This window comes from Deltaproteobacteria bacterium PRO3 (genome assembly GCA_030263375.1).
Lineage (GTDB): Bacteria > UBA10199 > UBA10199 > DSSB01 > DSSB01 > DSSB01.
The window spans coordinates 1-24,419 of record SZOV01000050.1; the positions used below are offsets into that span (position 1 = coordinate 1).

A 24,419-nucleotide genomic window follows, 5' to 3' on the forward strand; every position below is an offset into this window, starting at 1 on the left:
CCGTCGGGCGGGCGTGCCGCGCGCCGGGGCCGCGGGGCGGCCGCGATTCGCCGCGCGCTCGCAGGATGCGGTAGATGGTGGAGGCGGAGAGGCGGATGCGGTGCTCGCGCTCGAGCCGCCGGCGGAGGCATTCCAGGCCTTCCCCGGACTCGCGCGCGAGATGCAGGACGCGGCCTTCGATCTCGGCGGGGGTCTTGCGCGGGCTGCGCCGGGGGCGGCGGGATTTTTCGCGCAGGGCCTTCAGCTCGAAGCCGGAGTCCCGGAATCGATTCCACCAATAGTAATAGAAGCGAGGGGCCTTGCCCGCGCGCCGGCAGGCCGCCACCACCCCGGAGGGGCCCTGGGCCTCGAGGAAGAGCGACAACTTATACCGAAGATTGGCCTCTTGGCAGGTCTGCAGGGCGTTTTGGATTTTTCCTAAGACATTGATTTTTTTCATTAATAATTATTTATTTACATATCTTATGAATATTAATTATTGAATTCTAACACTTATTGGAAGATATTTTTCTAGAATTATATTGAAATATTTGTGGTAAAATCAAAATAAATTACATTTGTTATGAAAATAATTATCTAAAAAATGTTATTATAATTTTTATTCCTAAAAATACGTATTAAATGTTTGTTTTTATGTGAAATAAAACGAACATATTATCATTAATAAAACATTTTAAAAACAGTTACTTAATTTTAAATTTAAAAAATAATTACATATAATGCATAATTAAACTTATCGACGACACAGACTTATTTTTAAAATTTATTATTCAATTTCAATAATTTGAATCTATATAAATCGCGAATCTCTAAATGGCATCGACCTTGCTTTTCTCCCGGACAGGAGGAAGGCATATGGTACGGTTTCCAGGCAAAGAGGTTTACACGGATCGCTACGGTCCTATTCCCCAGACACCGCCCGTCTCGCAGGATTGGGGCTTCGAGGAGGCCTCCGGGGAGGATGCCTACCTGGGCCTGGAGGATTCCGGCCTGACGGGCCTGGAGCAGGGACAGCCGGTCTCGCGGGCCGATGACGAGGCGTTGCTGGGAGACATCGCCGGAGCGCTGGGCGGCGCTGGGGACGAGGTCGAGGCCGAGACGGCGAAGGCGCTCTCGGACTTGAAGGAGGAGCTGTGGGACGAGGCGAAGTCCGAGCTCGTCGACGAGGTCTCCTTGGGCAAGTGGCGCGAGCGGGCGGAGGCCCTTTCGCAAAAGCTGCTGAAGGGGACCGGGTTCGCCGAAGAGATCCTCGAGGCCGTCGAGGAGCTGCGCGCGGAATGGCAAGAGGCCGTCGAGACCGGCCAGGAAGCGGCGGAGGCCCGCGACGAAGGCCTCTCCAAGCCCCGCAAGGTCGATGCGAAGCGGAAGACCGCGATCTACGACGCGGATCCCGTCACCTCCCTGAGGGTGAATTACGACGACAAGGTGAAAGTGAGCGAGGTCACGGCGGGCAAGGTCACGCTGACCGGCGCGACGATGGCCGATTCTTTCGTCGTTCGCTTCGACGAGGCCGCGTCCTGCTACGTGGTGACCGCCGCGGGCAAAAACAAAAAGGGTGCCACCCTCACCGAGGAATTCCGCATCGACGACTCCCAGCTGGAGATTTTGACCCTCCCTTCCAACCGCGTGGACGTCTCCGCGCTGAGCGATGCGCAACTCGCGAAGCTCCGAATCGGCGCCGACCCCAAGCCGGCCCGGCAGAGCATCGCGGTCGCCTGGCCCGAGGGCGGGATCGCCGGTTTCATTCCGGACAGCGATCACGCCAGATGGGCGCGCGCGGTGGCCGAATTGATCGACGGAGCGGCGCTGGGCAAGAGCACGCAGTATCGGGGCGACGGACGACCGACCGAGTGGGCGGACGTGGTGAAATACATCGACAACGAACTGCGGGGCGACGGAACGACGGGTTACAACGCCAAGCCGGATCGCAATATTCAAGACCAGGAATTGATGAACGACGTGGTGCGCAAGGTGGTGACCGCGATCTACCGCGCCTCCCGCGCGACGAGCGAGGACGATCCCCGCTTCCTAAAGCTGCTGCAGAAAATCCCGCAGGACGTCCGCCGGGTCCTGATGGACTGGGTGACGAAGGAGACGGGCGAGGCGATGGAGCGCCAGGGCGGAGAGCAGTGGAACAGCCAGCAGACCTACGACCGGATTCAGGCGAGCATCGACCTGGAGAACGGGAAAGAAGAGCAAGAGCCGGTCGGCTCCACCACGGCCTCGAATGTCTCCAGTTCGACGGCAAATCCTGAATAAGAGGGGAGCTTCGGGCGTTTTCAACCGCAAACCTATTGGGGAATTATGACAAAGATAAACCCTTCCAATCCAAACGCCGTCTCGATCAAGATCGCCGCCACGCAAGAGCTGATCGACATGGCCGAACAACGCCGGGAAGATCGCTCCGGGCTCCAAAAGGTGGCCGACTTTCTGATGGGGCCAAGCATGCCCGGCTCTTGGCGGGTGGATCAAGCCAAGGGGTTGTTGGTCAATGCCAAACGCTTCCTCGCCCAGGGCGACTTGGAAGCCGCGCGAAAGGTCGAAAATCAGGCTTACCGCGCCATCCAGGTCGACCATGCCGAATTCGGAGACTATGAGGTCCGTTCTATCGAGCACGGCGAAACCTTGGCCAAGATCGTCAAGAATACGGGAGACGGCCTGTTTGCGATCGGTTGCGTCGGTGCCTTGGTGGCGGCCGCTGCCCCCGCGGCCCTGGGCGTCGCCGGCTCCGGATCGGGGGGATCCCTCCTGGGTTGGGGAGGAACGACCTTGGGAGCCGGATCCGGTCTCAGCTTGGCGTCGGTGGGGAAGCGTTGGATCCAGGGGTTTTTCGGCGGGGATGAAGCGCCGCTCAGCGAAAGCGCGATGCGCAGGGACTTCCTGCAGGGTGCGAATTTAGGCAGCATGAGCTTCTTCGCGCCCTTCGCCGCGGCAGCTGGAATGCAGTGGGCCGGTTCAGCCTCCGGCTCCTTCAACTTCAAGGAGATCCTGCCGACCTCTCTGCTGTTTTCGGTTCACGGCGGCGCGGAAGCGGCCGCCGAAGGCGGGGGTTGGCGCGAGGTGGCGCTCGCCGCCGGTCTAGGCTTTATGATGCCGCTCGTTTTCGGCGGTTTGGAACAGGCCCTGGGCCCCAAGGCGGAATCCGCGACCCGCTCCGGCAAGCGGGAGGCCCTTCCGCCCGCCGCCCCGGCGAAAGTCCCGGAGTTTTTGGGGAATGCGGTTTACACCAACCTACGACACTACGAGGGGCTCTCTCCGCAGGTCCAATTCGAAGCGGCCTTGAAGTTGTTTGGAGCGCAGGGAAATGAGGGGATGACCGGCTATGCCTTGATGAGTCGCCTCAGCGAAACTAACCCAGAAGTCCTGCGGATCCCCGAGAACCTCGAGGCCCTCCGCGCTACGTTGAAGGCGAACACGAGCAGCGAAGCGAGCGCCGAGTCGATGTTGAGGAATTTTTTGACGCCTCGGTCCAGGCTTGCGCCCGCCCCGAAATCGGCTGCCCCTTCGACGCCGGTTTCCGAACCGCGAGTCGCTCCGGCCTCGGGTGCGAGGGCGCGCGTCGCGCGAGTTGCCGATGCCCGGACCGACAATCTGAAGGATCTTTCCCAATGCCGTATCTTTAGGATGGACCACTATTCGGAACTTCCGCCACAGGCCCGATTTGAAAAGGCCCTGGAATTGATCGGGTCGGGGGGCAAGGAGGGCGACATCGGCGCGGAGCTATTGATTCACATCCGGGGAAGGCATCCGGAGATCCTGCGGAGTCCCGAGAATGTCCGCGCCATGCGGGCGAAGCTGGAGAGCTTGGGCGAGGGAAAGGAGGGAATGGGGGTTTTACGGACATTTCTAAATCAAGGTTAGGCCGGGGAAATCCTTCCCGAGCCACGGAGATAAAATTTATTTTTAAGAGGAGAGCCTATGTTGCAAGAACTGAGAAATATTTCATCCCGGCCGCGGCCGGAAAACTCGAATCGAGACCTGGATGCCTTGGTCGAACGGGCAGCCGCCAAACCGCACAAGTTCGAAGGAGACGTCTGCATCGGAAAGATTCCGGCCCGGGGGGGAGATCTGGTGGTTTGGTCGACCGAAGAGGATCGGGGTTTTTGCCGGATCGCAGGGCAATCCGCGCGCCGGCTGGGCTACCTGCCCTTTGCCGAGGTCCGCGACTTCCTGCGGGACCGCGCGGGGATCGCCCGACCCGAGGCGCGCGCTCAGGAATTTTCCTCGGCCCTGCAGGCCGGGGAGGGGCCGCCGGCGCTGACGGAGGACGCGAAGCTAGCTCCGGGGAACGGCCGCGGGGGCACGGTCGTGGAGCTGCGCGAAATCCGTCCGCCGGTCTTTTTTTGGGAGACGCTGCGCGAGGTTGTGCCGTCGGGCGGGTTCAAGCCGAAACAGCGATGATCGAGGATTGCGACGATCCCCTCTTCACTCCGATCTTCCTCCCCGTTTCGGGGAGGAAGAAGGAGGGGATGTCGGGGCAGAAAACCATTGCCAGCTAGGAGAACCCGGGAGGGCGCGGTTCCAGAGGGATCGCGTCCTCCACCCCTTTTTCCACCGGGGCCGGCCATGTATTATTTCAACAACTGCTTCAGTCACCTGACACGCTCGATCCTGTTTCCGGGAGGCGACTTTTCCGGGGGATCGGCATCGGTACCGACGGCCTCGTCCCGTTTCCCCGAGCCCGCCCCACGCGGCCCCGAAGCGAATCCGGCGCCGGCGCGAAAATTCCAACGTGAATCGCCGCAGGATCGCCTGCAGGCCCTGCAGAAAAACCGGCCCGCGACCGCCCCGGAGCCTCCGGCGAGGCCCAAACCGAGGCCGGCGGTGGAAGCGGCACGGCCGGAGGAAGAGGCGCGGTCCGGACGCGCACGAAACAAGCTATTTGCGAAACAAGCCGAGCGCGATCGGTACGCGCGCGATGCCGGGGATCGAAAGCGTTAGGTCGCCCGCCTTCGCGAAGAACTGCGTCGAGGAGCCGCCGTCGAGATTCAGGGCGTTATGCAGGCCGGCGCCGCCGTCCTTCTCTTTTTTGGCGAGCAGCGCGGCCAGGCGATTGATCTCGACGCTGCCCTCCGAGACGACGAAGACCAAATGGCCTTGGCGGTCGATCCCGACGGCCGACTTGGGCGAGTACTCTTCCTTCAGCTTGGGCGTCTTGCCCGCCACCACGAGGCGCGGGCCCGCCTGGACGCCGTTGTCCCAACTCGAGACCTGCTCCTTGTCGAAGGCCTTCTGGATGCTGGCGCGGTCGCCCTTGAGCAGGAGCGAGGCCCACCACGAGATCTTTTTTGGCGGATTCTTCAGCTTGCCCTCTTGCAGCACCAGTCCCAAGGGGCGGTCCTCCGTGTCGAAGAAGTTGGCGTTGATCGCGGCCAGGGCCTTGGCTTTTTCGGCGAAGGTCTTGACGGGTAGGGCCGGGCTTTTCCAGTCGCGGGCGTCGAGCACCTTCACGTGGTAGCGCTTCAGATCGACCTTGAGCAGGTGCAGCTTGGCGCCGTCGGCCTGCAGGGTCGAGTAGTCGAGGCCCTCCTCGAGGCTGCGGTAGTCCAAGGCGCGGGCTTCGCCGGCGGCGAAGCCCAGCAAGGCGAGCGTTAGGATCAGACGGAAAAAGAGCGCGTTCATTGGTCGACGAGGACGTGGCAATTGCCGCTCCACAGCGCGTACTCGGTGGTTGAGCCGAGGATAAACTCCATCAGCCGGCCGTGGCCGCGCGCGCCCATCATCAGGACGTCGTGGTTGTGCAGCTTCACGTACTGCGGCACCTCCTGGTGCGGATTGCCTTCGGCGTGCTCGTATTTCGCGACGATCGTATAGGCGTCGAGGTATTCCTTGGCCTCACGGAGCACGGCCTCCGATTCTTTTTTGTCCTTGCCGACGTGCAGGACGGTCAAGGGCAGCTGCAGGTCGCTGCAGAGCTTGGCCGCGGTGGCCAGGGCCTCGCGGGACTGGGGCGAGCCGTCGTAAGCGAGCAGCGGGTTCTTGAAGGCCTCGAAGTTGTGCGTCACCACCAGGACCGGCGTCTTTGCCTTGCTGACCACGCGGTCGGTGGTGGAGCCGAGCAGCTCCTTGTCCAATTCGTAGTTCAGTCCGCGGCGTCCTAGGATGGTCAGGTCATGCAGCTGCGTCTTCTCGAGGATCACCTTGTGGACGATGCCCTCGGAGATGCTCTCGTGGTGGGCGACGCCAGCGTCCTCGCAGGCCTTGACGAAGCCGGTCAGGATGTTCTTGGAGCGCTCCTCCATCACCTTGCGGGTCTCCTCCAAGAGGTTCAGCTGCGGGATGAAGGCCATGGCCCCGGAGATGTCGTACATCAAGGGGCCCTCGAGGGTGAGGATGTCCTGGACCGTCAGGCCGTGCAACTTGGCCTTTAATTTCTGTGCTAAATAAAGGGCGGCATTGATCACGGAATTGTCGGCGGAGCCGCCGTCGAGACATACGAGGATGTTTTTGTACATTTTAAGCTCCGATGCTGGATCTATTTGGAAATGATATAGTTTTTAACGCAGCATGTCTTGTCAAAAATCGCAACTCTATGCTAGATCAACCGAAGTTCGGGGTACTCATGGATCCAAAAAAGTATCAGCTCTTCATCAACGGAAAAAGCTACGACACCCGCGGCCTCGATTTGGCCTTCAATCCCCACAACGGCAACGTCCTCGGCAAGGTGGTCCTGATCTCCGAATCCCTGCTGCACGAGAAGTCCAAGGACGACATGGAAGACACCGTGCGCATTCCCCTCGAAGAATTCTGCCGGGAGTAAATCCTCAAAAAAATTCGGTGGCTATTGCGATGCCGGGTCTTCGACCCATGGATTGGCGCGCTTGGGTCGAACGCTGGAGGGCGATGGATCGGATTAAGAGGCGACCTTGACGAACTCTTCGTCTTCCTTGAGGGAGTCCAGCCCGCGGATGACGACGCGTTCCCCGGCCTTCACGCCCTTGGTCACCTCGATGAGGCCTTCGAAGCCGCTGCCGGTGACGATCTCGCGCTTTTCGGCGACTTGGCCGCGCACGACGTAGACGAATTTTTTGTCGCCCTCGCTGCGGATCGCCGCGGGCGGGACCAGCAGGGCGGGATGGGTCTTGTTGGCGACGGCGAGATGGGCCACGCCGTCCATGCCCGCCTTGATGCGCATGCCCGGGTTGGGGATGCGAATCCGCATCTCGAGGGTCTTCTTTTGCGGGTCGAGCTCGGCGCCGATGAAGCTGATCTCGCCGTCGAGGCTCTCTTGCTTCATGTCGTTGACGGTGACCTTCACCTGCATGCTCTTGTCGAGGCGGGCGATTTCGTCCTTGGGGATGTGGAGCGTCAGCTCGATGGGATCGACGCGGACGATGTCGACCAGGGGATCGTCAACCTTTACCATCGAGCCCTCCGCGACGTGGACCTTCGCGACGAAGCCCTCGACGGTCGCCAGCAGGGTGCTGCCGGCCAATTGGCGCTCGGAGAGGGCGATCTCGGCCTTGATGCGGTCGACCTTGGCCTGGTCGAGGGCGATGCGGTTTTCGGTAAGCTCGGGGCTTTGCGGGGCGGCGATGGGAAGGCGGGGGGAGCCCAAGCCGCGCTTGGCGTTGCGGCGAACGCCGAAGGGGCGGCGGATTGGGAACGGGGTGTTTTCGGTGGCCTCGGGCGTCGCCTGGGCCGCCGGGTTGGCCTCGGCATTCTGATCGGCTTGCCCTTCCTCGCCGCCGGCGCCCGCTAGGGCGTCTTCCAGCTGCTGGGCCTCGCCCGTGTCTTCCAGGCCTTCTTCTTCGCCCGCGACGCCGGTGGCCTTGGAATCGAATTCGAGTTGGGCCTCGGCCTCGCGCAGCTCGGCCCGCTGCCGGTCCAGGACGTAGGGAAGCTTTTCGTCGTCGATTTTCATCAAGGCGTCGTTGACCGCGACCTGCTGGCCTTCGATCACGGAGAGGGCCTGGACCCTGCCGGTGAAGTCGCTTTTGACCACCAGGCGTTGCGAGGCGGTGAAGGTGCCGGGGAATTCGATGCCGTCGGGGATGTCGCGGGAGACCACTTCGGCGACGCCGACCGTAAAAACCTTGTCGTTGGGTCCGGGGATGTCCTTCTTGCGACCCTTCCCGCAGGCGGGGAGCAGGCTGAGGCAAAGGAGGAGGGGCAAGGCCGCGGAAAGGAATTTTCGCATAGGGGTTTTTAAAGGGAAGGCCGAAGAAATTGCAATCGAAAACTAGCGGCTAACCGTGCGGGAAACTTAAAGCTTTTGTCTTGACAGCGGTGGGGGCCGGGGATAGTCCGTCGCGAGCCAAAGAAAGCGCCCAATACCCATGGAAAAATTAGTTTCTCTCGCCAAACGACGCGGTTTTATCTTCCAATCCAGCGAGATCTACGGCGGTATCAACGGATTCTGGGATTACGGCCCGGTCGGAGTCGAATTACGAAACAACATCAAGAACTTCTGGTGGCAACGCATGGTGCGCCTGCGCGACGACGTGGTCGGCGTCGACACCTCGATCATCTGCCACCCCCAGACCTGGGTCGCCAGCGGCCACGTGGCCAGCTTTTCCGACCCCATGGTCGACTGCAAGACCTGCAAGGGGCGCTTCCGCGCCGACCACATCGAGGCGATTCCCTGCCCGCAAAAGCCCTCCCTCACCGTGCAGGCCTGCGCGGGCGACAAGAAGGGCCCCGGCGAGCTGACCGAGGTGCGGCAGTTCAACCTGATGTTCGAAACCTTCGTCGGGGCGCTGCGCGACGACTCGGCCCGCGCCTACCTGCGGCCCGAGACCTGCCAGTCGATCTTCACGCAGTTCAAGAACGTCCAGATCGTCTCGCGGCAGAAGATCCCCTTCGGCATCGCGCAGATCGGCAAGAGCTTCCGCAACGAGATCACGCCGCGCAACTTCATCTTCCGCTCCCGCGAGTTCGAGCAGATGGAGATGGAGTTCTTCGTCAAGCCCGAAGAGTCCGAGATGCAGAAGTGGTACGAGTACTGGGTCGCCGAGCGCTTCCAGTGGTTCCAGGACCTCGGGATCAAGCCCGACAAGCTTAGGCAGCGCATCCACAGCCAGGACGAGCTCGCCCACTACGCGAAGGGCTGCGTCGACGTCGAGTACGAGTTCCCCTTCGGCTGGTCCGAGCTCGAGGGCATCGCCAACCGCAGCAACTACGACCTGAGCCAGCACATCAAGACGAGCGGCAAGGACCTGAGCTACTTCGACGAGACCACCAAAGAAAAATACGTCCCGGCGGTGGTCGAGACCTCGCTGGGCGTCGATCGCACCCTGCTCACCGTCCTGGCCGACGCCTACGCCGAGGACGTGGTCGAAGGGGAGGAGCGCGTCGTGATGCGCTTCTCGCCGGCGGTCGCGCCCTACAAGGTGGCGGTCTTCCCGCTCTCGCGCAAGCTGGCCGAGCCCGCGATGGCGCTGGAGAAGTCCCTGCGCAAGCGCTACGTCACCGACTACGACGACGTCGGCAGCATCGGGAAACGCTACCGCCGCCACGACGAGATCGGCACCCCGCTGGCGGTGACCTACGACTTCCAGTCGGAAGAGGACAAGCAGGTCACGGTGCGCGACCGCGACTCGACCAAGCAAGAGCGGATCGCGATCGACCGGCTCGAGGATTATTTGAAGGATCATCTGAAGCTGTAGAGGTATTCCCCCTATGCCAAGACCCTGGGTCTATTTTTTCGGAAACGGCAAGGCCGACGGCAAGAGCGACATGAAGAACCTCCTCGGAGGCAAGGGCGCCAACCTGGCCGAGATGAACCTGCTCGGCCTGCCGGTGCCGCCCGGATTCACGATCACCACCGAGGTCTGCACGGCCTTCTACCAAAACGACAAGAAGTACCCCGAGGGTCTCGAGGAAGAGGTGAGGCAGGCGCTGGCCAAGGTCGAGGCCATCATGGGCGCCAAATTCGGCGACGCCAAGCAGCCCCTGCTTCTGTCGGTGCGCTCCGGCGCGCGGGCCAGCATGCCCGGCATGATGGACACCATCCTCAATCTGGGGCTGAACGACGAGACGGTGAAGGGCATCATCGCCCGCTCCGGCGACGAGCGCTTCGGCTACGACTCTTACCGGCGCTTCATCCAGATGTATTCCGACGTCGTCCTCGACGTGGACCGTGAGTTCTTCGAGCACCAGATCGAGGAGCGCAAGGAGCACAAGAAGGTCCGCCTCGACACCGAGCTCAGCGCTCAGGATTGGAAAGAATTGGTCGCCGTCTTCAAGAAGCACGTCCTCCAGATGACCGGCAGGCCCTTCCCCGAGGATCCCAAGGACCAGCTCTGGGGCGCGGTCGGCGCGGTGTTCAGTTCCTGGATGAACAAGCGCGCCATCGAGTACCGCCGCATCAACGGCATCCCCGAAGAGTGGGGCACCGCCGTCAACGTGCAGGCCATGGTCTTCGGCAACATGGGCAACGACTGCGCCACCGGCGTGGCCTTCACCCGCGATCCCTCGACGGGCGAGAAGCGTTTCTTCGGCGAGTTTTTGGTCAACGCCCAGGGCGAGGACGTCGTCGCCGGCATCCGCACGCCGCAGCCGATCAATATCGCTGGCAAAAAGCACGACAACTCCGCGCTGTCCTCCCTCGAGGAGGTGATGCCCGCCTGCTACCGCGACTTGGTCGACATCTACCAGAAGCTCGAGAAGCACTACCGCGACATGCAGGACATCGAGTTCACCATCGAGAAGGGTAAGGTCTGGATGCTGCAGACCCGCACCGGCAAGCGCACCGCCCAGGCCGCCGTCAAGATCGCGACCGACATGCTCGCCGAGGGCCTGATCGACCGCAAGACCGCGGTGCTGCGCGTCAATCCCTCCCAGCTCGACCAGCTCCTGCACCCGACGCTTGATCCGAAAGCCAAGCAGCTCGTCATCGCCAAGGGTCTTCCGGCCTCGCCCGGCGCGGCGACCGGCAAGGTGGTGTTCTCGGCCGAGGAGGCCCAGCATCAGAGCGAGAAGGGCGAGAAGGTGATCCTGGTGCGGCTCGAGACCTCGCCCGAGGACATCCACGGCATGCACGTCGCCGAGGGCATCCTCACCGCGCGCGGCGGCATGACCTCCCACGCGGCGGTCGTGGCCCGCGGCATGGGCAAGTGCTGCGTCACCGGCTGCGGCGACCTGGCGATCAGCTACAAAGAGCGCCGGATGAGCGTCGGCGAGCACGTCATCCAGCAGGGCGACTGGCTGACCCTCAACGGCTCCACCGGCGAGGTGATTCTGGGCAAGGTTCCCACCATCGAGCCCGAGCTCTCCGGCGACTTCGGCGCCTTCATGAGCTGGGTCGACGAGTTCCGCAAGCTGAAGGTTCGCACCAACGCCGACACCCCGCACGACGCCAAGGTGGCGCGGCGCTTCGGCGCCGAGGGCATCGGCCTGTGCCGCACCGAACACATGTTCTTCGAAGGCGAGCGCATCGACGCGGTCCGCGAGATGATCCTGGCCGACGACCGCAAGGGCCGCGAGAAGGCCCTGGCCAAGATCCTGCCGATGCAGAAGGGCGACTTCAAGGGCATCTTCCGCGAGATGAAGGACCTGCCGGTGACCATCCGCCTGCTTGATCCGCCGCTGCACGAGTTCCTCCCGCACACCGACGAGGAGATCCAACAGGTCTCCGAGAAGATCGGCCTCCCTTTCGAGCGCATCAAGAAGAAGCTCGAGGCCCTGCACGAATTCAACCCCATGCTCGGCCACCGCGGCTGCCGCCTCGGCATCTCTTATCCCGAGATCTACGAGATGCAGGTCCGCGCCATCATGGAGGCAGCCTGCGAGCTGGCCAAGGATGAGGGCTTCAAGATCATCCCCGAGATCATGATCCCCTTGGTCGGGCACGTGAACGAACTGGCCTACATGCGCAAGGTGACCGCCGAGACCTGCGAGAAGGTCCTTAAAGAGAAGGGCGTCCAGCTGACCTACCTGATCGGGACCATGATCGAGCTGCCCCGCGCCGCGCTGACCGCCGATCAGGTGGCGCGCGAGGCGGATTTCTTCTCCTTCGGCACCAACGACCTGACGCAGACGACCTTCGGTCTCTCCCGCGACGACGCGGGCAAGTTCCTCCCGGCCTACCTCGAGAAGAAGATCCTCCCCGAGGACCCCTTCGTCACCCTCGACATCGACGGCGTCGGCGCCCTGGTGAAGCACGCCGTCGAGCTGGGCCGGAGGACCAAGCCCAATCTCAAAGTCGGGATCTGCGGCGAGCACGGCGGCGACCCGCGCTCGGTGGAATTCTGCCACCGCATCCATCTCGACTACGTCAGCTGTTCCCCTTACCGCGTTCCCGTCGCCCGCCTGGCGGCGGCCCATGCGGCCCTGAAAGAAAAGGAAACGAAGTGATGCGTTCTCTGAAAAAACTCCTGCTCGCGGCCTCGCTCCTTTTCCTCAGCGCCTGCGGCGAAAACTCCATCTTTATCCCGATCCCGCTGACCTTGAACCCCTTGGTGTTGGCCAATCCCATCGCCATGGTCGCCAGCAACGCGGCCCAGCGGCTCTACGTGGTCAATTCCAACAACTTGGTGCTGTGGGCGGACGCCTCCTTCGTGATCCTCGACATCTCCAATCCGGCGAATCCCACGCCCCTGGCGGTGATCTCGATCCCCAACTTTTCCGGCAACATCCTGCTCGACGAGGCCCGCGGCTTCGTCTACCTGCCCAACCGGCAGAGCGCGGCCGAGGCCGACCTGATCGACCAGGTTCTGCGCATCCACATCAACGAGGCCTCGCCGACCTTCCTGCAGGTGGACTTTTTCGACTCCGGCGAGGACCCCTTCGGCGGCTTCTTCGACGGCATGGACTCGCTCTACGTCGCCGCCTCCAGCGAGGCCCTGCGCTACGACGTCGACAATATGCTGGGATTCAGCAAGGTCGACCTCAGCGTCACCACCGCCGACGGCCGCGAGATCTTCGCCGACGACACCCGCGAGCTGGCGCTCAGCCCCTCCGGCAACAACCTCTTCGTCACCAACCGCACCGACAACATGCTGATCCTCAACGTGAACGAGATGACGCCGCCGACCGTCGCCGGCGTCACCGACCTGGGCACCGAGCCGGTCGACTACATCGTGGTCGGCACCAACTCGACCCGCGGCGCGGCCCGCGACTCCAATTTCGTCTACGTGGTCGACGGCGCGCCCGCCAACCTGCGCATCCTGACCGACGCCGGATTGACGCCGGTCTCCGGGCCTCCGCAAGAGATCACCACCGGCTCGCTGCAGGTGGCGGCCATCCCGATCGGCAACGACCCGGGCGAGGTGATCATCGACGAGCCCAACGCCCGCGCCTACGTCAGCAACACCGGCGACGACACCGTGTCGGTGATCGACCTCAATTTGCAGGCCGAGATCACCCGCATCGCGGTCGACAACAACCTCCCGGTCAACTCCGACCCCGGGGATCAGCCCTTTCCCCTGGCGATCGCCAACATCGGCGGCCGTAACTTCCTCTACGTGGGCAATTTCGACAGCAACAACATAACCGTCATTGACGCCGACGCGCTTCAGGTGGTCTTCGCCTTCCCGGACATCGAACCGGACGACGAGGAAGACGAGAAAGAAGACAACAATAACGATTTCAGCGGCGAGTTCAGCCCCGGATTCACCGGCGGCATTTAATTAGGAAGGTCTTCATGTTCCGATTTTCAAAAAAATCCCGCATCGCGGCCCTCGCCCTGGCCCTCGCGGCCCTGGCCTCGGCCTGCACCGGCAACAACGAGCAGGACAACCTGATCTTCCCGGCTATCGTGGCGATCGACTCCGACCTGGGCCGGGTCTTCGTCATCGACAACCAGGACAACGGCCTCAATCTCGTCGACGGCAACACCGACCAAATCGTTCTCTTCGGGAAGGACGACGAGTCCCTCCTCAACGACGAGGACCCTCAGCTGTTGCCGAGCTTTCCCTCCAACGGCGTCGTGGTCTCGCTGCCCGGCGGCGTGTCGCGGCTCTTCGTGACCGGCGGCGGCGCCACGGCCACCAATCAGATCACCGTCCTGGACTTCGACGACGTCAACCTGATCCGCGCGGCCGGCTTTTCGCCCATCGCGGTGGCGGGCGCCAACACCGATGCGCTGGTCGGCCTGGCCGTCGACGCGGACTTAGGGTTGCTCTTCGTCTCCAACGCCACGACGGGCCAAGTCCATGTCTATAACGTGAATACCGGGACGGAGGTCGTCAACTCGCCGGTCGCGGTCGGCGGCATTCCCGGCCGGGTGAATTTCGATCCCGATTCGGGATTATTGGCGGTGAGCAATGCGGCCAATACCACGGTCTCCCTGATCGACGCCTCCGACCTCGCCTCGGGCGCGCAGACCATCGACGTCGGCATCCTTACCCGCGACGCGGCACTGGCCAGCAATGGCGCAGGGACATTGCTTTTCGTGAGCGGCTCGCAGGTCAACCAAGCCCGAGTCTTCGAGCTGGACCTGGCGAATCTCGCCGCCTCGACGCAGATCTTTGCCTTGAATCCCAACGCCCCCGACCAGCCCATCCCTGACCCCAACTTCGTCCCCGGCACCATCAACTTCGTGAAGGCGGCGCCCCTGAGCGACGGGCGCTTGGCGGCCTTCTACACCCTTTCCACCGGTGACCTCCTCGAGATCGACGTCTCCGCGGATTTGACGACGGTGGTGCCGGGCATCACCTTGGTCGGGGCGGTGAGCGGCGAGGGCCTGGACTATTTGCAGGACGCGAACGGCAACGCCACCAAGGTCTACTATGCCTCCCCCGGCGTCGGCACCCTGACCATCGTCAACGCCCTGGACAATCAATTCATCGAGCAGATTCCCTAGGCACTCGGCGTCGCAGCGTGGAAAAAAACCCAAGATCCTGTATTCTGTCAGGAAATTGACGCTACTAATGGGTGTTTTTGCTATTTACAGCCCCCCGGGCCCATGCTAACCCTAGGGGCAATTCAGGCCTCGCGAGAGGGCCTCCTTCCAGGTCAAAAACAGCTCTAAATTCAATAGTTTATGGCTTAGTGTGCGCGGAGTTTCCGTTTGAAGATCAAGCGACTCGAAATCCAGGGCTTTAAATCCTTTCCCGACCGAACCGTCATCGACTTCCAACAGGGCATCACCTCGATCGTCGGCCCCAACGGCTGCGGCAAGTCCAACATCGTCGACGCCATCCGGTGGGTCATGGGCGAGATGAGCGCGAAGCACCTCCGCGGCAAGGCCATGGAAGACGTCATCTTCGCCGGCAGCCAGACCCGCCCGTCGACCAACTTCGCCGAAGTGACCATGGTGATGGGCAACGAGGACGGTCGCGCGCCGGCCGCCTACGCCAACTATTCCGAGATTGCGGTGACGCGGCGCCTGTTCCGCTCGGGGGAGAGCGAGTACCAGATCAACAAGACTCCCTGCCGGTTGCGCGACATCTACGACGTCTTCCTCGGCAGCGGCGTGGGCACCAAGGCCTATTCGATCATCGAGCAGGGCAAGATCGGGCAGATCATCACCGCCAAGCCCGAAGACCGGCGCATGATCATCGAAGAGGCCGCCGGCATCAGCAAGTTCAAGAGCCGCAAAGAGGCTGCCTTGCGCAAGATCGAGGCGACCAAAGGAAATCTGCTGCGCTTGGCGGACATCCTGGCCGAGCTGAAGCGCCAGATCAATTCCATCGACCGCCAGGCCCGCAAGGCCGAGCGTTACAAAGAGATCGAGACCGAGCTGCGCGACCTCGAGCTGCACCTGTGCAGCCACGACTACCTGGCCTGCGCCGGCAGCCTGGGCGAGCTCGAACGCGGGCTGAAAAATTCCGAAGAAAACGAGGCTGCCCTGGCCGCCCAAGTGGCGCAGCTCGAGGTGCAGCTCGAGGCCGACCGCCTCGAGTTGGTCGAGCAGGAGCGGCAACTCATGAGTTTGCAGGAGGTGCTCTATGAGAAGAACAATTCCGTTCAGCTCCATCAGGCCGGCATCGATTACAAGGGCCGCGAGATCGAGTCGCTCGGCAAGCAGAACGAGGCCGCTGCCAAAGAGATCGAGACGGTCAAGGGCCGGGTGACGGCGCTGGACGCGGCGATCGCCGCGTCCAACGAGAGCCAGGTCGGCATCGACCTCGAGCTCGCCACCGCACAGGAAAGCTTCAACCAGCTCGAGGCCGCGCTGCTCGCTGGCATCGGCGAGGAGAAAGAAACCGCCCTGCAGGTCGAGCAGCTGGGCCATGAGACGATCGAGCTGCTCCAGCGGCTTTCCGAACGGAACAGCCGCAAAGAGGGGCTTGGCCGCCGCAAGGTCGACCTGGTTGGCCGCATCGGCAAGGACCAAGCCGAGATCGACGAGATCGACCGGCTGCTCTCCGGACAGCAATCCCAGCTGCGTGCCTTGCAGGAACAGCTGGGCGAGGTGAAGCAGTTTAAGCTCGACCTGGTAAAGCAAAGCGACAGCATCTTCGGCACTATCCTCAAGCAGCGCGAGGAGCAAAAAGAGGCCGAGGCCCGCTTGGCCGAACTCAAGGACAAGCTGGCTCTGAAGCGCTCGCGCCTGACCTCCCTGGAGGAATTGGAAAGAAATTTCGAGGGTTATAAAGACGGGGTCCGCAACGTCATGCTCAAGCGCAGCCAGCTGGACCCGACCAGCTCGATCTACGGGACAGTCGCCGACATCGTCGAGACCGAATCCTCCTACGAGATGGCGGTCGGCGCGGTGTTGGGCGAAAAGCTGCAGTACGTGGTCGTCAAGAGCCAGGAGGCCGGGGTCGAGGCCCTGCAGTACCTCAAGACGCAATCGATGGGGCGCCTGAGCTGCATCCCGGTCGAACTGCGCGACGAGGGCGACGAGGGACATTTTCCCTACGGCGAGGAGCAGGGCGTGTTGGGCCCGTTGAAGCAGTTCGTCCGCGTCAAGGGCGACTACGACCGCGTCGGCCAGTTCCTGTTCGGCGACGTGTATTTGGTGCAAAATCTCAACCGCGCCCTCGAGCTGTGGAACGGCAACGGCCATCGCAAGACCTTGGTCACCCTCGACGGCGAGGTGGTCGATCCCTCCGGCGTCGTCTCGGGCGGCTCGCGGGAGAGCGGTGCCCAGGCCATCCTCGAGAAGAAGCGCGAGATCAAGGAGCTGCGCCAGCAGGTGCACGAGCTGGAGGCCCAGGTCCGCGAGCAGGCCTCGCAGGTCGAGCGCTGCGTCTCGCGCATCCAGATGCTCGAGCAAAGCCTCGAGGCGCTGAAGCGCGACTCGCACAGCGAAGAGCTCAAGATCGTCCACCAAGAGCAGGACCTCAATCACCTCCAGACCGAGATCCGCCGCCTGACCGAGCGCCGCGACAAACTCTCGCTCGAAATCTCGGCCGCCATGCAGGAAGAGTCCGACCTGGTCCAAGAGATCCAGAATCTCGAGGCCGAGGTCCTGGGCATTGAGGAGCGGAAGCTCGAACTGCAGACGCGCGGCGAGGCCGCCAAGCAGCGCCAGCTGGACCTGCGCCACCGGCTCGACGACCTGCGTCACCGTTCCTTCGAGCAGAAGTCCAAGCTGAGCATCGTCACCGAGAAAAAGAGCGCCCTCGAGCGCGACTTGCAGCGCATGGTCGAAGACCGCGGCGAGCTGCACCGCCTGCTCGACGAGCGGCACGTCTCGATCAGCGCGGCCAACCAGCAGACCCTCCAGCTCAAGCGCGAGATCGAAGAAAGCCGCGAGAAGCTCTCTCAACTGGTCGTCGAGATCCAAGAGCGGGAAGGGCAGGCCACGGCCTTGAGGGACCGCATCCAGGCCCTCAAGGATTCGGTGGGGGCCGCCGAGGTCACGCTGCGGCAGAACCGCGCGCAGCTCGAGACGGTCCGGCAAGAGCTCCACCAAAGCATCGTGAGCTTGAGCGAGGGCCGCACCCGCATCCAGGTGCTCCTCCAGCAGATCCTCGAGCGCTATCATGTCGACCTCGCCGCGGTGGCGCCGACCTATGCCGAGCGCCCCATCGACCGCGAGGCCCAGGCCGCTCAGGTGCGGGAGATGCGCGAAAAGCTCGAGAAGATCGGCCCCGTCAACCTGGGCGCCATCGAGGAGTACGAAGAGCTCAAGCAGCGCCACGAGCACCTCGACAAGCAGTACCAAGACTTGGTCCAGTCGCTCGACGCCCTCCAGCGCGCCCTGCAGAAGATCAACCGCACCACCAAGAAGCGCTTCGAAGAGACCTTCGAGACGGTCAACAAGCTCTTCCAGGAGGTCTTTCCCAAGCTATTCAAGGGCGGCCGCGCCGAGCTGCTGCTCACCGACCCCGAGAACATCCTCGAGAGCGGCGTCGAAATCGTCGCCCAGCCGCCCGGCAAGAAGCTGCAGAGCGTCTCGCTGCTCTCCGGCGGCGAGAAGGCCCTTACCGCGGTCAGTCTGGTCTTCGCGATCTTCATCATCAAGCCCTCGCCCTTCTGCCTCTTAGACGAGGTCGATGCCCCGCTCGACGACGCCAATATCGACCGCTTCAACGACATGGTGCGCTCGCTCGTCGACAAATCGCAGTTCATCCTCATCACCCACAACAAGCGCACGATGGAGATGGCCGACACGCTCTACGGCATCACCATGGAGCAGCCGGGCGTCAGCAAGCTGGTCAGCGTTCAGCTCAACTAGCCCGACGGGGCTTGTCCAAGGGCGCCGGTGTTGCCGGCCGCGGTCTTATTCACGGAAAGATTGTTCTTGCATTGTCCGCCATCGAGGGGAGCTATTGCGTTGCACTAGGCGAGGTGCTTCTCCGCCGGCACGTAGCTCGCCGCCACCGGCAGCTTTTGCAGGACGGGGTTGGCCAGTGGCGAGGTAAGCTTGCGGCCCGTGAAGAACTCGCGGACGAGAGCGAGGGGGTGCTTCACCAGCAGGGAGGACTCGATGTAGCAGCGCACCTGGCAGTTCTTGTCGCAGGCGTTGAGGATGCCGTGCTTGCGGATGCCTTCTTTCACCGTTGCGTCGAAGGAGCCGATCTCGAGCAGGTTGCCGGCGACGGTTTTCAACGGCCGGCAGGGCCAGCTGACGTCGCCGTTGGCGTTCACGCGCGCAACCACGCTGGGATAGCACTCGAAGGGCGAGAGCTTGAGGATGTTTTGGAAGAAATAGCGCGTTCCGGAGATCAGAGGGTTGCGTTTCTTCAGCTCCATGATCTCCCGGATGAAGGCCCGGTAGTCCTCGCTGGCGTTCAGGCCGGGATGCACGGCATAGTCGACGTTTTGCGGGATGCAGGAGTAGCGGATGCCCTCTTGCAGGGCGAAGCGTAACACCTCGCGGGCGTCGCCCAGGGTGTGCGGAGCGACCACGCAGTTGATCGAGACCTCGTAGCCGTGCTTTTTTTGCAGGCGTGCCGCCCAGCGCAGGTTGTCGAAGATTTTCTGCGCGCCGCCCTTCTTGCAGCCGATGATCTCATCCTTCCGCGCGGCATCCATCGAGTCGATGCTGATCACCAGGTCGCGCACGTAGGGCAGGATCTCGGGCTTTTGGTCGAGGGTGAGGGCGTTGGTGTTGATCGAGATGCGCTTGAAACCGATTTGCCTCATGTAGGCGACGAGCTCGGAGAGGTCCTGGCGCACGTAAGGCTCTCCGCCGGTGAGGTAGATATAGTCGAATTTCTTCCGTAGGATGCGCAACACCTCTTTGACCTGTTGGGTGTCGAGCTCGTGGGGCTTGTAGAGGTGGTTTTTGTCGGCGGAGAAGTCCTCGCAGTAGAAGCAGCGCAGGTTGCAAAGGTTGGTGATGTGGTAGACGACGAAGAGGGGATGGATCAGGGCCTTCGGCCGGAAACGCGCGTTGAACAGGTTGGCGGACAATCGATAAGCGGTTTTTAGCATGAAATTTCCGTTGTCCCGGCGCCGGGGAGGGACCCTTTTAGCGCATCTTCGAGAAAATGACAAAGCGGGTCCTTTGTCAATCAATATGGAAAGGGGCTTTCGGGCGAGAACCGTTCTCGATGCGGGACGGGAATCCGAGCTCTTTTAGGGGCGGTCGCTGACCCGGAAGGCCGCGTAATCGCAGGCCACCCGCTGGCGGGAGCCCTCGCCGTCGCTCAAGACCGCGAGGCCCGAGGGTTTTCCGGAAAAGGCCTTGCCGAAGTACTTTTCAAAATCCCCCTTCACGTCCACGGTGACCTCTTGCCACTGTCCGGCCCGCTCGGGGCCGAACTCGCGCGCGACGATGACGAATTTCCCGGGTTTTTTCGCCCAGTAGGAACCGGCGGGGAAGTTCGAGCTCCAGACGTATTTGAGGGCGGAGGCGAAGCCGAAACCGACGAAGACGCCGCAGGCGTGGTCGTCGACCTCCCGCCATTCCCCGGCCGGCATTTGGGGCAGGCCCTGTGCCCGCCAGCGGAATTTCAGGTAGGGATATTTTTCGACGTCCCAAGGGAAGCTGCGGAAGGCGGTGACGGACAGGAACTCGGCGTCGACGGCGCGGAGGAATTTTTCCTCCCCCTCCTGGGCGATGCGGTAGACCCGCTTGGCCTTGCCCATTTGCAGCGGATAGGTCTTCCAGCCGGCGGGGAATTCGCCGACCGTCGACTGGAGAAAGCCGTCGACGGGCATCTCCTCGCTGCGCGCGGCGAGCGAGGCCGACAAGAGAAGCCCGAGGCAGACGACGCGAAATAATTTCATTTTTCGGTCCCTTGCATCATCTCCGGCAGTCCCACGAAACGAAAGCCCAGGGCGCGGTAGTGGTCGATGACCTTGGGCAGCACCGCGACCAAATCGCCGCGGTCGGCGCCGGGCACGCCCTCGACGCCGTCGTGCAAGAGCAGGATCATCCCGTTTTCCGGGCGCGCGGTGAGGCGATGGAACAAGACCTCCTCGCCGGGACGGTCGGTGTCCCAGACCCCGCGGGTCCAGCCGACGAGGCGGTAGCCCGTCTCCGCGAGGATTTTTCCGAGAAAGGGCGACTTCCAGCCGTGGGGGGCGCGGAACAACTTGGGCGCCGGGGTGCCGATCGGGGCCATGGCCCGCTCCCAGCCCGCGAGCTCTTGGCGGATCTCTTCGGGCTTGAGGGCGATCAGGCCGCGGTGGGTCTGCGTGTGATTTCCGACGGTGTGACCCTCGCGCAGCATGCGCGCGACGACCTCGGGGGAACGGGAGACACTCGCTCCGACCGTGAAGAAGGCGGCGGGCACTTGTTTTTGCGCGAGGATGTCCAAGATCTGCGAGGTATAGGGCTCGTTGGGCCCGTCGTCGAAGGTCAGCGCCACCCATTTTTTTTCGGCATCGCCCCGGCAGTAGGAGGCGAGGGGCCAGTTGAAACAAGGGATCAGGGCGTAGCACAGGCCGAAGGTCGCGGCGGCGAAGGCCGTGACGGCGGCAAGATTTCCGGCGATCGCCCCCGCGCGGCGGGCCCGGATCGCCTTCGTCAAGCGCCAGAGCAGGAAGGCGCCCAACAGGAGGCCGGCAAGGGCGATCAGGGATACTTGGATGTAGACTTTGAGGGGCGGCATGGGCTGAATGGCGCATCGTCTACCCTATAGCCGGGAAGGCTTCAATCCCCTTCGCGCAAGGGGCCGCCCGCCCATCCCGCGACCGCCGAGTCCTCGACGAGGGCTCAGCGGATGTTCGAGGCGCCCCGGCTCAATGCCAGGGCCGCGGCGATCTCGTCCGAGCTGTGCAGGAGGTTCCCGACGACGCCCCAGCGCAAGGCCTTCTCCGGCGTGCTGCCCAGGCGCTGCGCGATGCCGTAGCCGGCCAGCGCCAAGCCCAGGCTGACGGTCCCGACGCCGAAGTCCGTCGAGGCCTCGCGCAGGGCCGCACGGTCGTTGCATTGCCAGGCCTCGACGCCTCGGTAGACGCCTTTGCCGATGAAATAGGTCGACACCGCTCCGCCCAGGTAGAGTAGGCCGCGCGAAAAGGCCCGGGCGTAGGGGTTGGGCAGCCAAGAGGCGAGAGCGAGGACGCCTCCGACGGTGCCGCCGACGACGAAGGGATGCTCGTAGGCGTCCTGCGCCATGCGCCGGACGCCGCGCGGGACGCCGGTCAGCATCTCGCGCAGGAATTCTTCGGTGGTGATGGGGCGGCCCGACCCGCAGCCGGAGGCCTCCGCCGGAGGGAGGGCCGCCAAGGATTCCCGCGACTTTTCCAGGCGCGTGGCCAGAGGCGAGCGGTAGCCGGGTGGATGGCGGGTAGGTAAGGAGCTCAGGTACATGGGAAAACGGTGGTGATCAGGGGGAGGCGGCGGGGTCATGAAACCTCTCTTTAAATGAAAATAACTTTCACTATTTTCTAAAAACGGAAAGCCGTCACTCCGTCAAGCAAAATAGTAATAGCTAGGAAATCTTGTTGACAGTCGGAAGAGACTTTTCTAGCAGGTGAAAGTTATTTTCATGCTTTAGGGAAAGGCCTCGTCCATGATTTGGAAGCTGCAGAACCTCAAATATCTCCTTCTTTTCTCGGTGCTGCTCACGGCCGCCTGCGCTACGCCCTTGGCCCCGGAGGTCGAGGAGGAAGAGGCCGACCCCGCCGAGGTGGCGATCGGAGAGCGGCTCTTCCAGGAGACGCGCTTCGCCCAATTTTTCTTCGCCCACAACGGCTCGCAGGTGAATTCGCCCCTGCCCGCCGGCGATCCGGTGATGGCGATTACCGAAGCCGTCGGTCGGGAATTTCCCGGGCCCTTCGCCGGGATGTCGATGAACTGCGCCGCCTGCCACATGGTGGACCAACAGCTGCAAAGCCCAGAAGGGGGCATGCGCACCTACGCCGATTTCGCCCGCCGCAGCCCCATCCCGGCGCGGGAAGACGGCAAGACAACGGCGCCGCGCAATTCGCCGCCCTTGGTCAATTCCGCCCTGCCTCGCCCGGGAGATCTCTTCCTCCATTTCGACGGCGAATTTGTTTCCATGGAAGACCTGGTCCGGGCCACTTTTACCGGGCGCAATTTCGGCTGGCTGCCGGGCGAGCAGGCTCAGGCGACGGCGCATTTGGCCAAGGTGGTGCGCGAGGACGCCGGACAGGACGCCATCGCCCAGCAATTCGTGGCGATTCCCTACCGGGTGCTCTTGGCCGGAACTGATCCCTCGATCCCGCTGGAGTTTCGTCTGCCCGAGGAATTTCGCATTGACGTCGACAAGGCCAGCGACCAGCAGGTCTTCGATGCGGTCGCCAAGCTGGTGGCGGCCTATGTCAATAATCTGATCTTCTCGCAAAACGCCCAAGGCGAATTCAACGGCTCGCCTTACGACAAATTTCTCACTATCAACCATCTATCCCGCAAGCCCAATGACGGCGAATCCGACCTCGATTACAGCCGGCGCCTGATCCAGGCCCTGGATAATCTCGAGGAGATCGAATTCGTCGATCCGCTCTCGAAGCAATTCGAATTCCATCAGCAGGATTTCGCCTTCGGTCCCGAAGAGCTGGCGGGCATGAGGATTTTTTTTCGCGAGCCCGACGCCATCCCGCTCGGCAGCGAGAAGGTCTTGGCCGGTGGCATCGGCAACTGTATCGCCTGCCACGCCGCGCCCAATTTCACCGATTTCAGGTTCCACAATACGGGCGTGACGCAGCTGGAATTCGACAAGATCCACGGCTTGGGGGCCTTCGAGGCCCTCGCGATCCCCGATTACGCGACTCGCAGCGCCGATCCCGAGGCCTATCTGCCGCCCACGGCCGCGCATCCCAACGGCACGGGGATTTTCCTGTCGGTGCCGGCCGCCGACAAGCCGGGCCATACCGACTTGGGGCTCTGGAACGTTTTCGGCAACGCGGATATTCCCAAGCCGCAGGCGGCGCTCCGCGAGCTGCTCTGCCGGCGGCTCGAGGACCCGAACGCCCCCTGCACGGTCCAAGACCTCCTGCCGCTCAGCATCGGCCTCTTCAAGACGCCCGGACTGCGCGACTTGGACCACTCCTCGCCTTACATGCACAACGGCCAATTCGACAGCTTCGAATCGGTTCTGATGCACTATTTCCAGTTTTCGGCGCGGGCGCGCGAAGGGGCGATGCGAAATCCGCCCAGGGAATTCTTGGGCCTGGCCCTGCGCGAGGAAGATCTCTTGTTGCTGCTGAAATTCCTCAAAGCGCTCAACGAGGACTACAGTTGATCCCCACGCGCTACGCTGCCCAGCCTTATCCAGGCCGCGCGATGGAATGACGATCTTCCTGTATCCCCGAAGACCTCGTTTTAATCGACGGCTTGGGCGGGTTTTGGGGAGGTGAGATAGAAAGGGATCTCGCCGGCCAGGGCGCTTTGAATGCCGACGAAAAGCTGGTCGGCGTCGCCCTCCTCGCCGCGAATGCCGCGATAACCGATCGAAACTAACATCCAATCCAAGGGCCGGTATCCGGCGCTCAGCTCGAAATGCGATTCGTTGAGGCCGATAGGCGGCTCCAGATCGAGATCCGACGTGAAGGCCTTGCTCAAAAAAGTGTAGGCGCCGCGGAACACGAAATTCGAGGGCTCGAAGCCGACGCCGACGGTACCCGCGAATCGTTCTTCCACCGCGGTAGGATTGAGCGGTTCCTCATAATCGCCCCGCCGGTGCACGATGCCCGCGGTGGCTGAAAACAGGTCGTAGTCGAAGACC

18 protein-coding genes are annotated in these 24,419 nt (G+C 62.6%); 10 read left to right on the forward strand and 8 right to left on the reverse strand.

Annotated elements, in window-relative coordinates; translation table 11 throughout:
* Positions 1-439, reverse strand: a 439-nt coding sequence (locus FBR05_09055) for a hypothetical protein (protein ID MDL1872342.1), incomplete at its 3' end; no start/stop codon positions are given.
* A 416-nt stretch (positions 440-855) separates the two neighbouring features.
* Between FBR05_09055 and FBR05_09060 the strand changes: the two genes are divergently transcribed.
* From FBR05_09060 to FBR05_09070, 3 genes are read left to right on the forward strand one after another with little or no spacing between them, the layout of a single operon-like run.
* Entirely contained in the window at positions 856-2,259 is a 1,404-nt protein-coding gene (locus tag FBR05_09060; protein MDL1872343.1) for a hypothetical protein, read from the forward strand.
* 45 nt (positions 2,260-2,304) lie between these two features.
* Positions 2,305-3,861 (forward strand): hypothetical protein, encoded by a 1,557-nt coding sequence (locus tag FBR05_09065; protein MDL1872344.1) that lies wholly within the window; start codon positions 2,305-2,307, stop codon positions 3,859-3,861.
* Between the two features lie 57 nt (positions 3,862-3,918).
* Entirely contained in the window at positions 3,919-4,401 is a 483-nt protein-coding gene (locus FBR05_09070) for a hypothetical protein (protein ID MDL1872345.1), read from the forward strand.
* Positions 4,402-4,878: 477 nt separating this feature from the next.
* Here the strand turns inward: FBR05_09070 and FBR05_09075 are convergent, their stop codons facing one another.
* A complete protein-coding gene (locus tag FBR05_09075) occupies positions 4,879-5,643 on the reverse strand; it encodes a phosphodiester glycosidase family protein (GenBank protein MDL1872346.1) in 765 nt (254 codons plus the stop codon).
* Positions 5,619-6,455, reverse strand: coding sequence for a universal stress protein (locus FBR05_09080; GenBank protein MDL1872347.1), 837 nt, complete (start codon positions 6,453-6,455; stop codon positions 5,619-5,621). Before FBR05_09080 ends, FBR05_09075 begins: the two co-directional genes overlap by 25 nt.
* A 107-nt stretch (positions 6,456-6,562) precedes the next feature.
* Between FBR05_09080 and FBR05_09085 the strand changes: the two genes are divergently transcribed.
* A complete protein-coding gene (locus FBR05_09085) occupies positions 6,563-6,760 on the forward strand; it encodes a hypothetical protein (protein MDL1872348.1) in 198 nt (65 codons plus the stop codon).
* A 93-nt stretch (positions 6,761-6,853) separates the two neighbouring features.
* Here the strand turns inward: FBR05_09085 and FBR05_09090 are convergent, their stop codons facing one another.
* Positions 6,854-8,140: an efflux RND transporter periplasmic adaptor subunit gene (locus tag FBR05_09090; protein ID MDL1872349.1), complete on the reverse strand. Its 1,287-nt coding sequence runs from the start codon at positions 8,138-8,140 to the stop codon at positions 6,854-6,856.
* A 139-nt stretch (positions 8,141-8,279) separates the two neighbouring features.
* Between FBR05_09090 and FBR05_09095 the strand changes: the two genes are divergently transcribed.
* The 5 genes from FBR05_09095 (at position 8,280) to smc (ending at position 18,514) form a co-directional block, all read left to right on the forward strand.
* Complete coding sequence (locus FBR05_09095) at positions 8,280-9,608, forward strand: glycine--tRNA ligase (protein ID MDL1872350.1); 1,329 nt, start codon at positions 8,280-8,282, stop codon at positions 9,606-9,608.
* 13 nt (positions 9,609-9,621) lie between these two features.
* On the forward strand, positions 9,622-12,297 hold the full coding sequence (locus FBR05_09100; GenBank protein ID MDL1872351.1) for a pyruvate, phosphate dikinase: 2,676 nt from the start codon (positions 9,622-9,624) through the stop codon (positions 12,295-12,297).
* A complete protein-coding gene (locus FBR05_09105; GenBank protein MDL1872352.1) occupies positions 12,297-13,571 on the forward strand; it encodes a hypothetical protein in 1,275 nt (424 codons plus the stop codon). Before FBR05_09100 ends, FBR05_09105 begins: the two co-directional genes overlap by 1 nt.
* A 14-nt stretch (positions 13,572-13,585) precedes the next feature.
* Positions 13,586-14,746: a hypothetical protein gene (locus FBR05_09110; GenBank protein ID MDL1872353.1), complete on the forward strand. Its 1,161-nt coding sequence runs from the start codon at positions 13,586-13,588 to the stop codon at positions 14,744-14,746.
* Positions 14,747-14,953: 207 nt separating this feature from the next.
* The gene (gene smc, locus FBR05_09115; protein MDL1872354.1) at positions 14,954-18,514 is read left to right on the forward strand and encodes a chromosome segregation protein SMC; all 3,561 of its coding nucleotides are present in this window, start codon (positions 14,954-14,956) and stop codon (positions 18,512-18,514) included.
* A gap of 104 nt (positions 18,515-18,618) precedes the next feature.
* Here smc and FBR05_09120 read toward each other — a convergent pair whose 3' ends face one another.
* The 4 genes from FBR05_09120 to FBR05_09135 all read right to left on the reverse strand — a co-directional run bounded on the left by FBR05_09120 (position 18,619) and on the right by FBR05_09135 (position 22,081).
* Entirely contained in the window at positions 18,619-19,716 is a 1,098-nt protein-coding gene (locus FBR05_09120; protein ID MDL1872355.1) for a radical SAM protein, read from the reverse strand.
* Positions 19,717-19,860: 144 nt separating this feature from the next.
* Complete coding sequence (locus FBR05_09125; GenBank protein MDL1872356.1) at positions 19,861-20,514, reverse strand: DUF3047 domain-containing protein; 654 nt, start codon at positions 20,512-20,514, stop codon at positions 19,861-19,863.
* Entirely contained in the window at positions 20,511-21,341 is an 831-nt protein-coding gene (locus tag FBR05_09130) for a polysaccharide deacetylase family protein (protein MDL1872357.1), read from the reverse strand. The genes FBR05_09125 and FBR05_09130 overlap by 4 nt, the downstream gene beginning before the upstream one ends.
* A gap of 104 nt (positions 21,342-21,445) precedes the next feature.
* On the reverse strand, positions 21,446-22,081 hold the full coding sequence (locus FBR05_09135; protein MDL1872358.1) for a hypothetical protein: 636 nt from the start codon (positions 22,079-22,081) through the stop codon (positions 21,446-21,448).
* Between the two features lie 163 nt (positions 22,082-22,244).
* On the opposite strand from FBR05_09135, the gene FBR05_09140 reads away from it, so the two are divergent.
* Complete coding sequence (locus FBR05_09140) at positions 22,245-23,936, forward strand: hypothetical protein (GenBank protein MDL1872359.1); 1,692 nt, start codon at positions 22,245-22,247, stop codon at positions 23,934-23,936.
* Positions 23,937-24,419 lie beyond the last annotated feature (483 nt).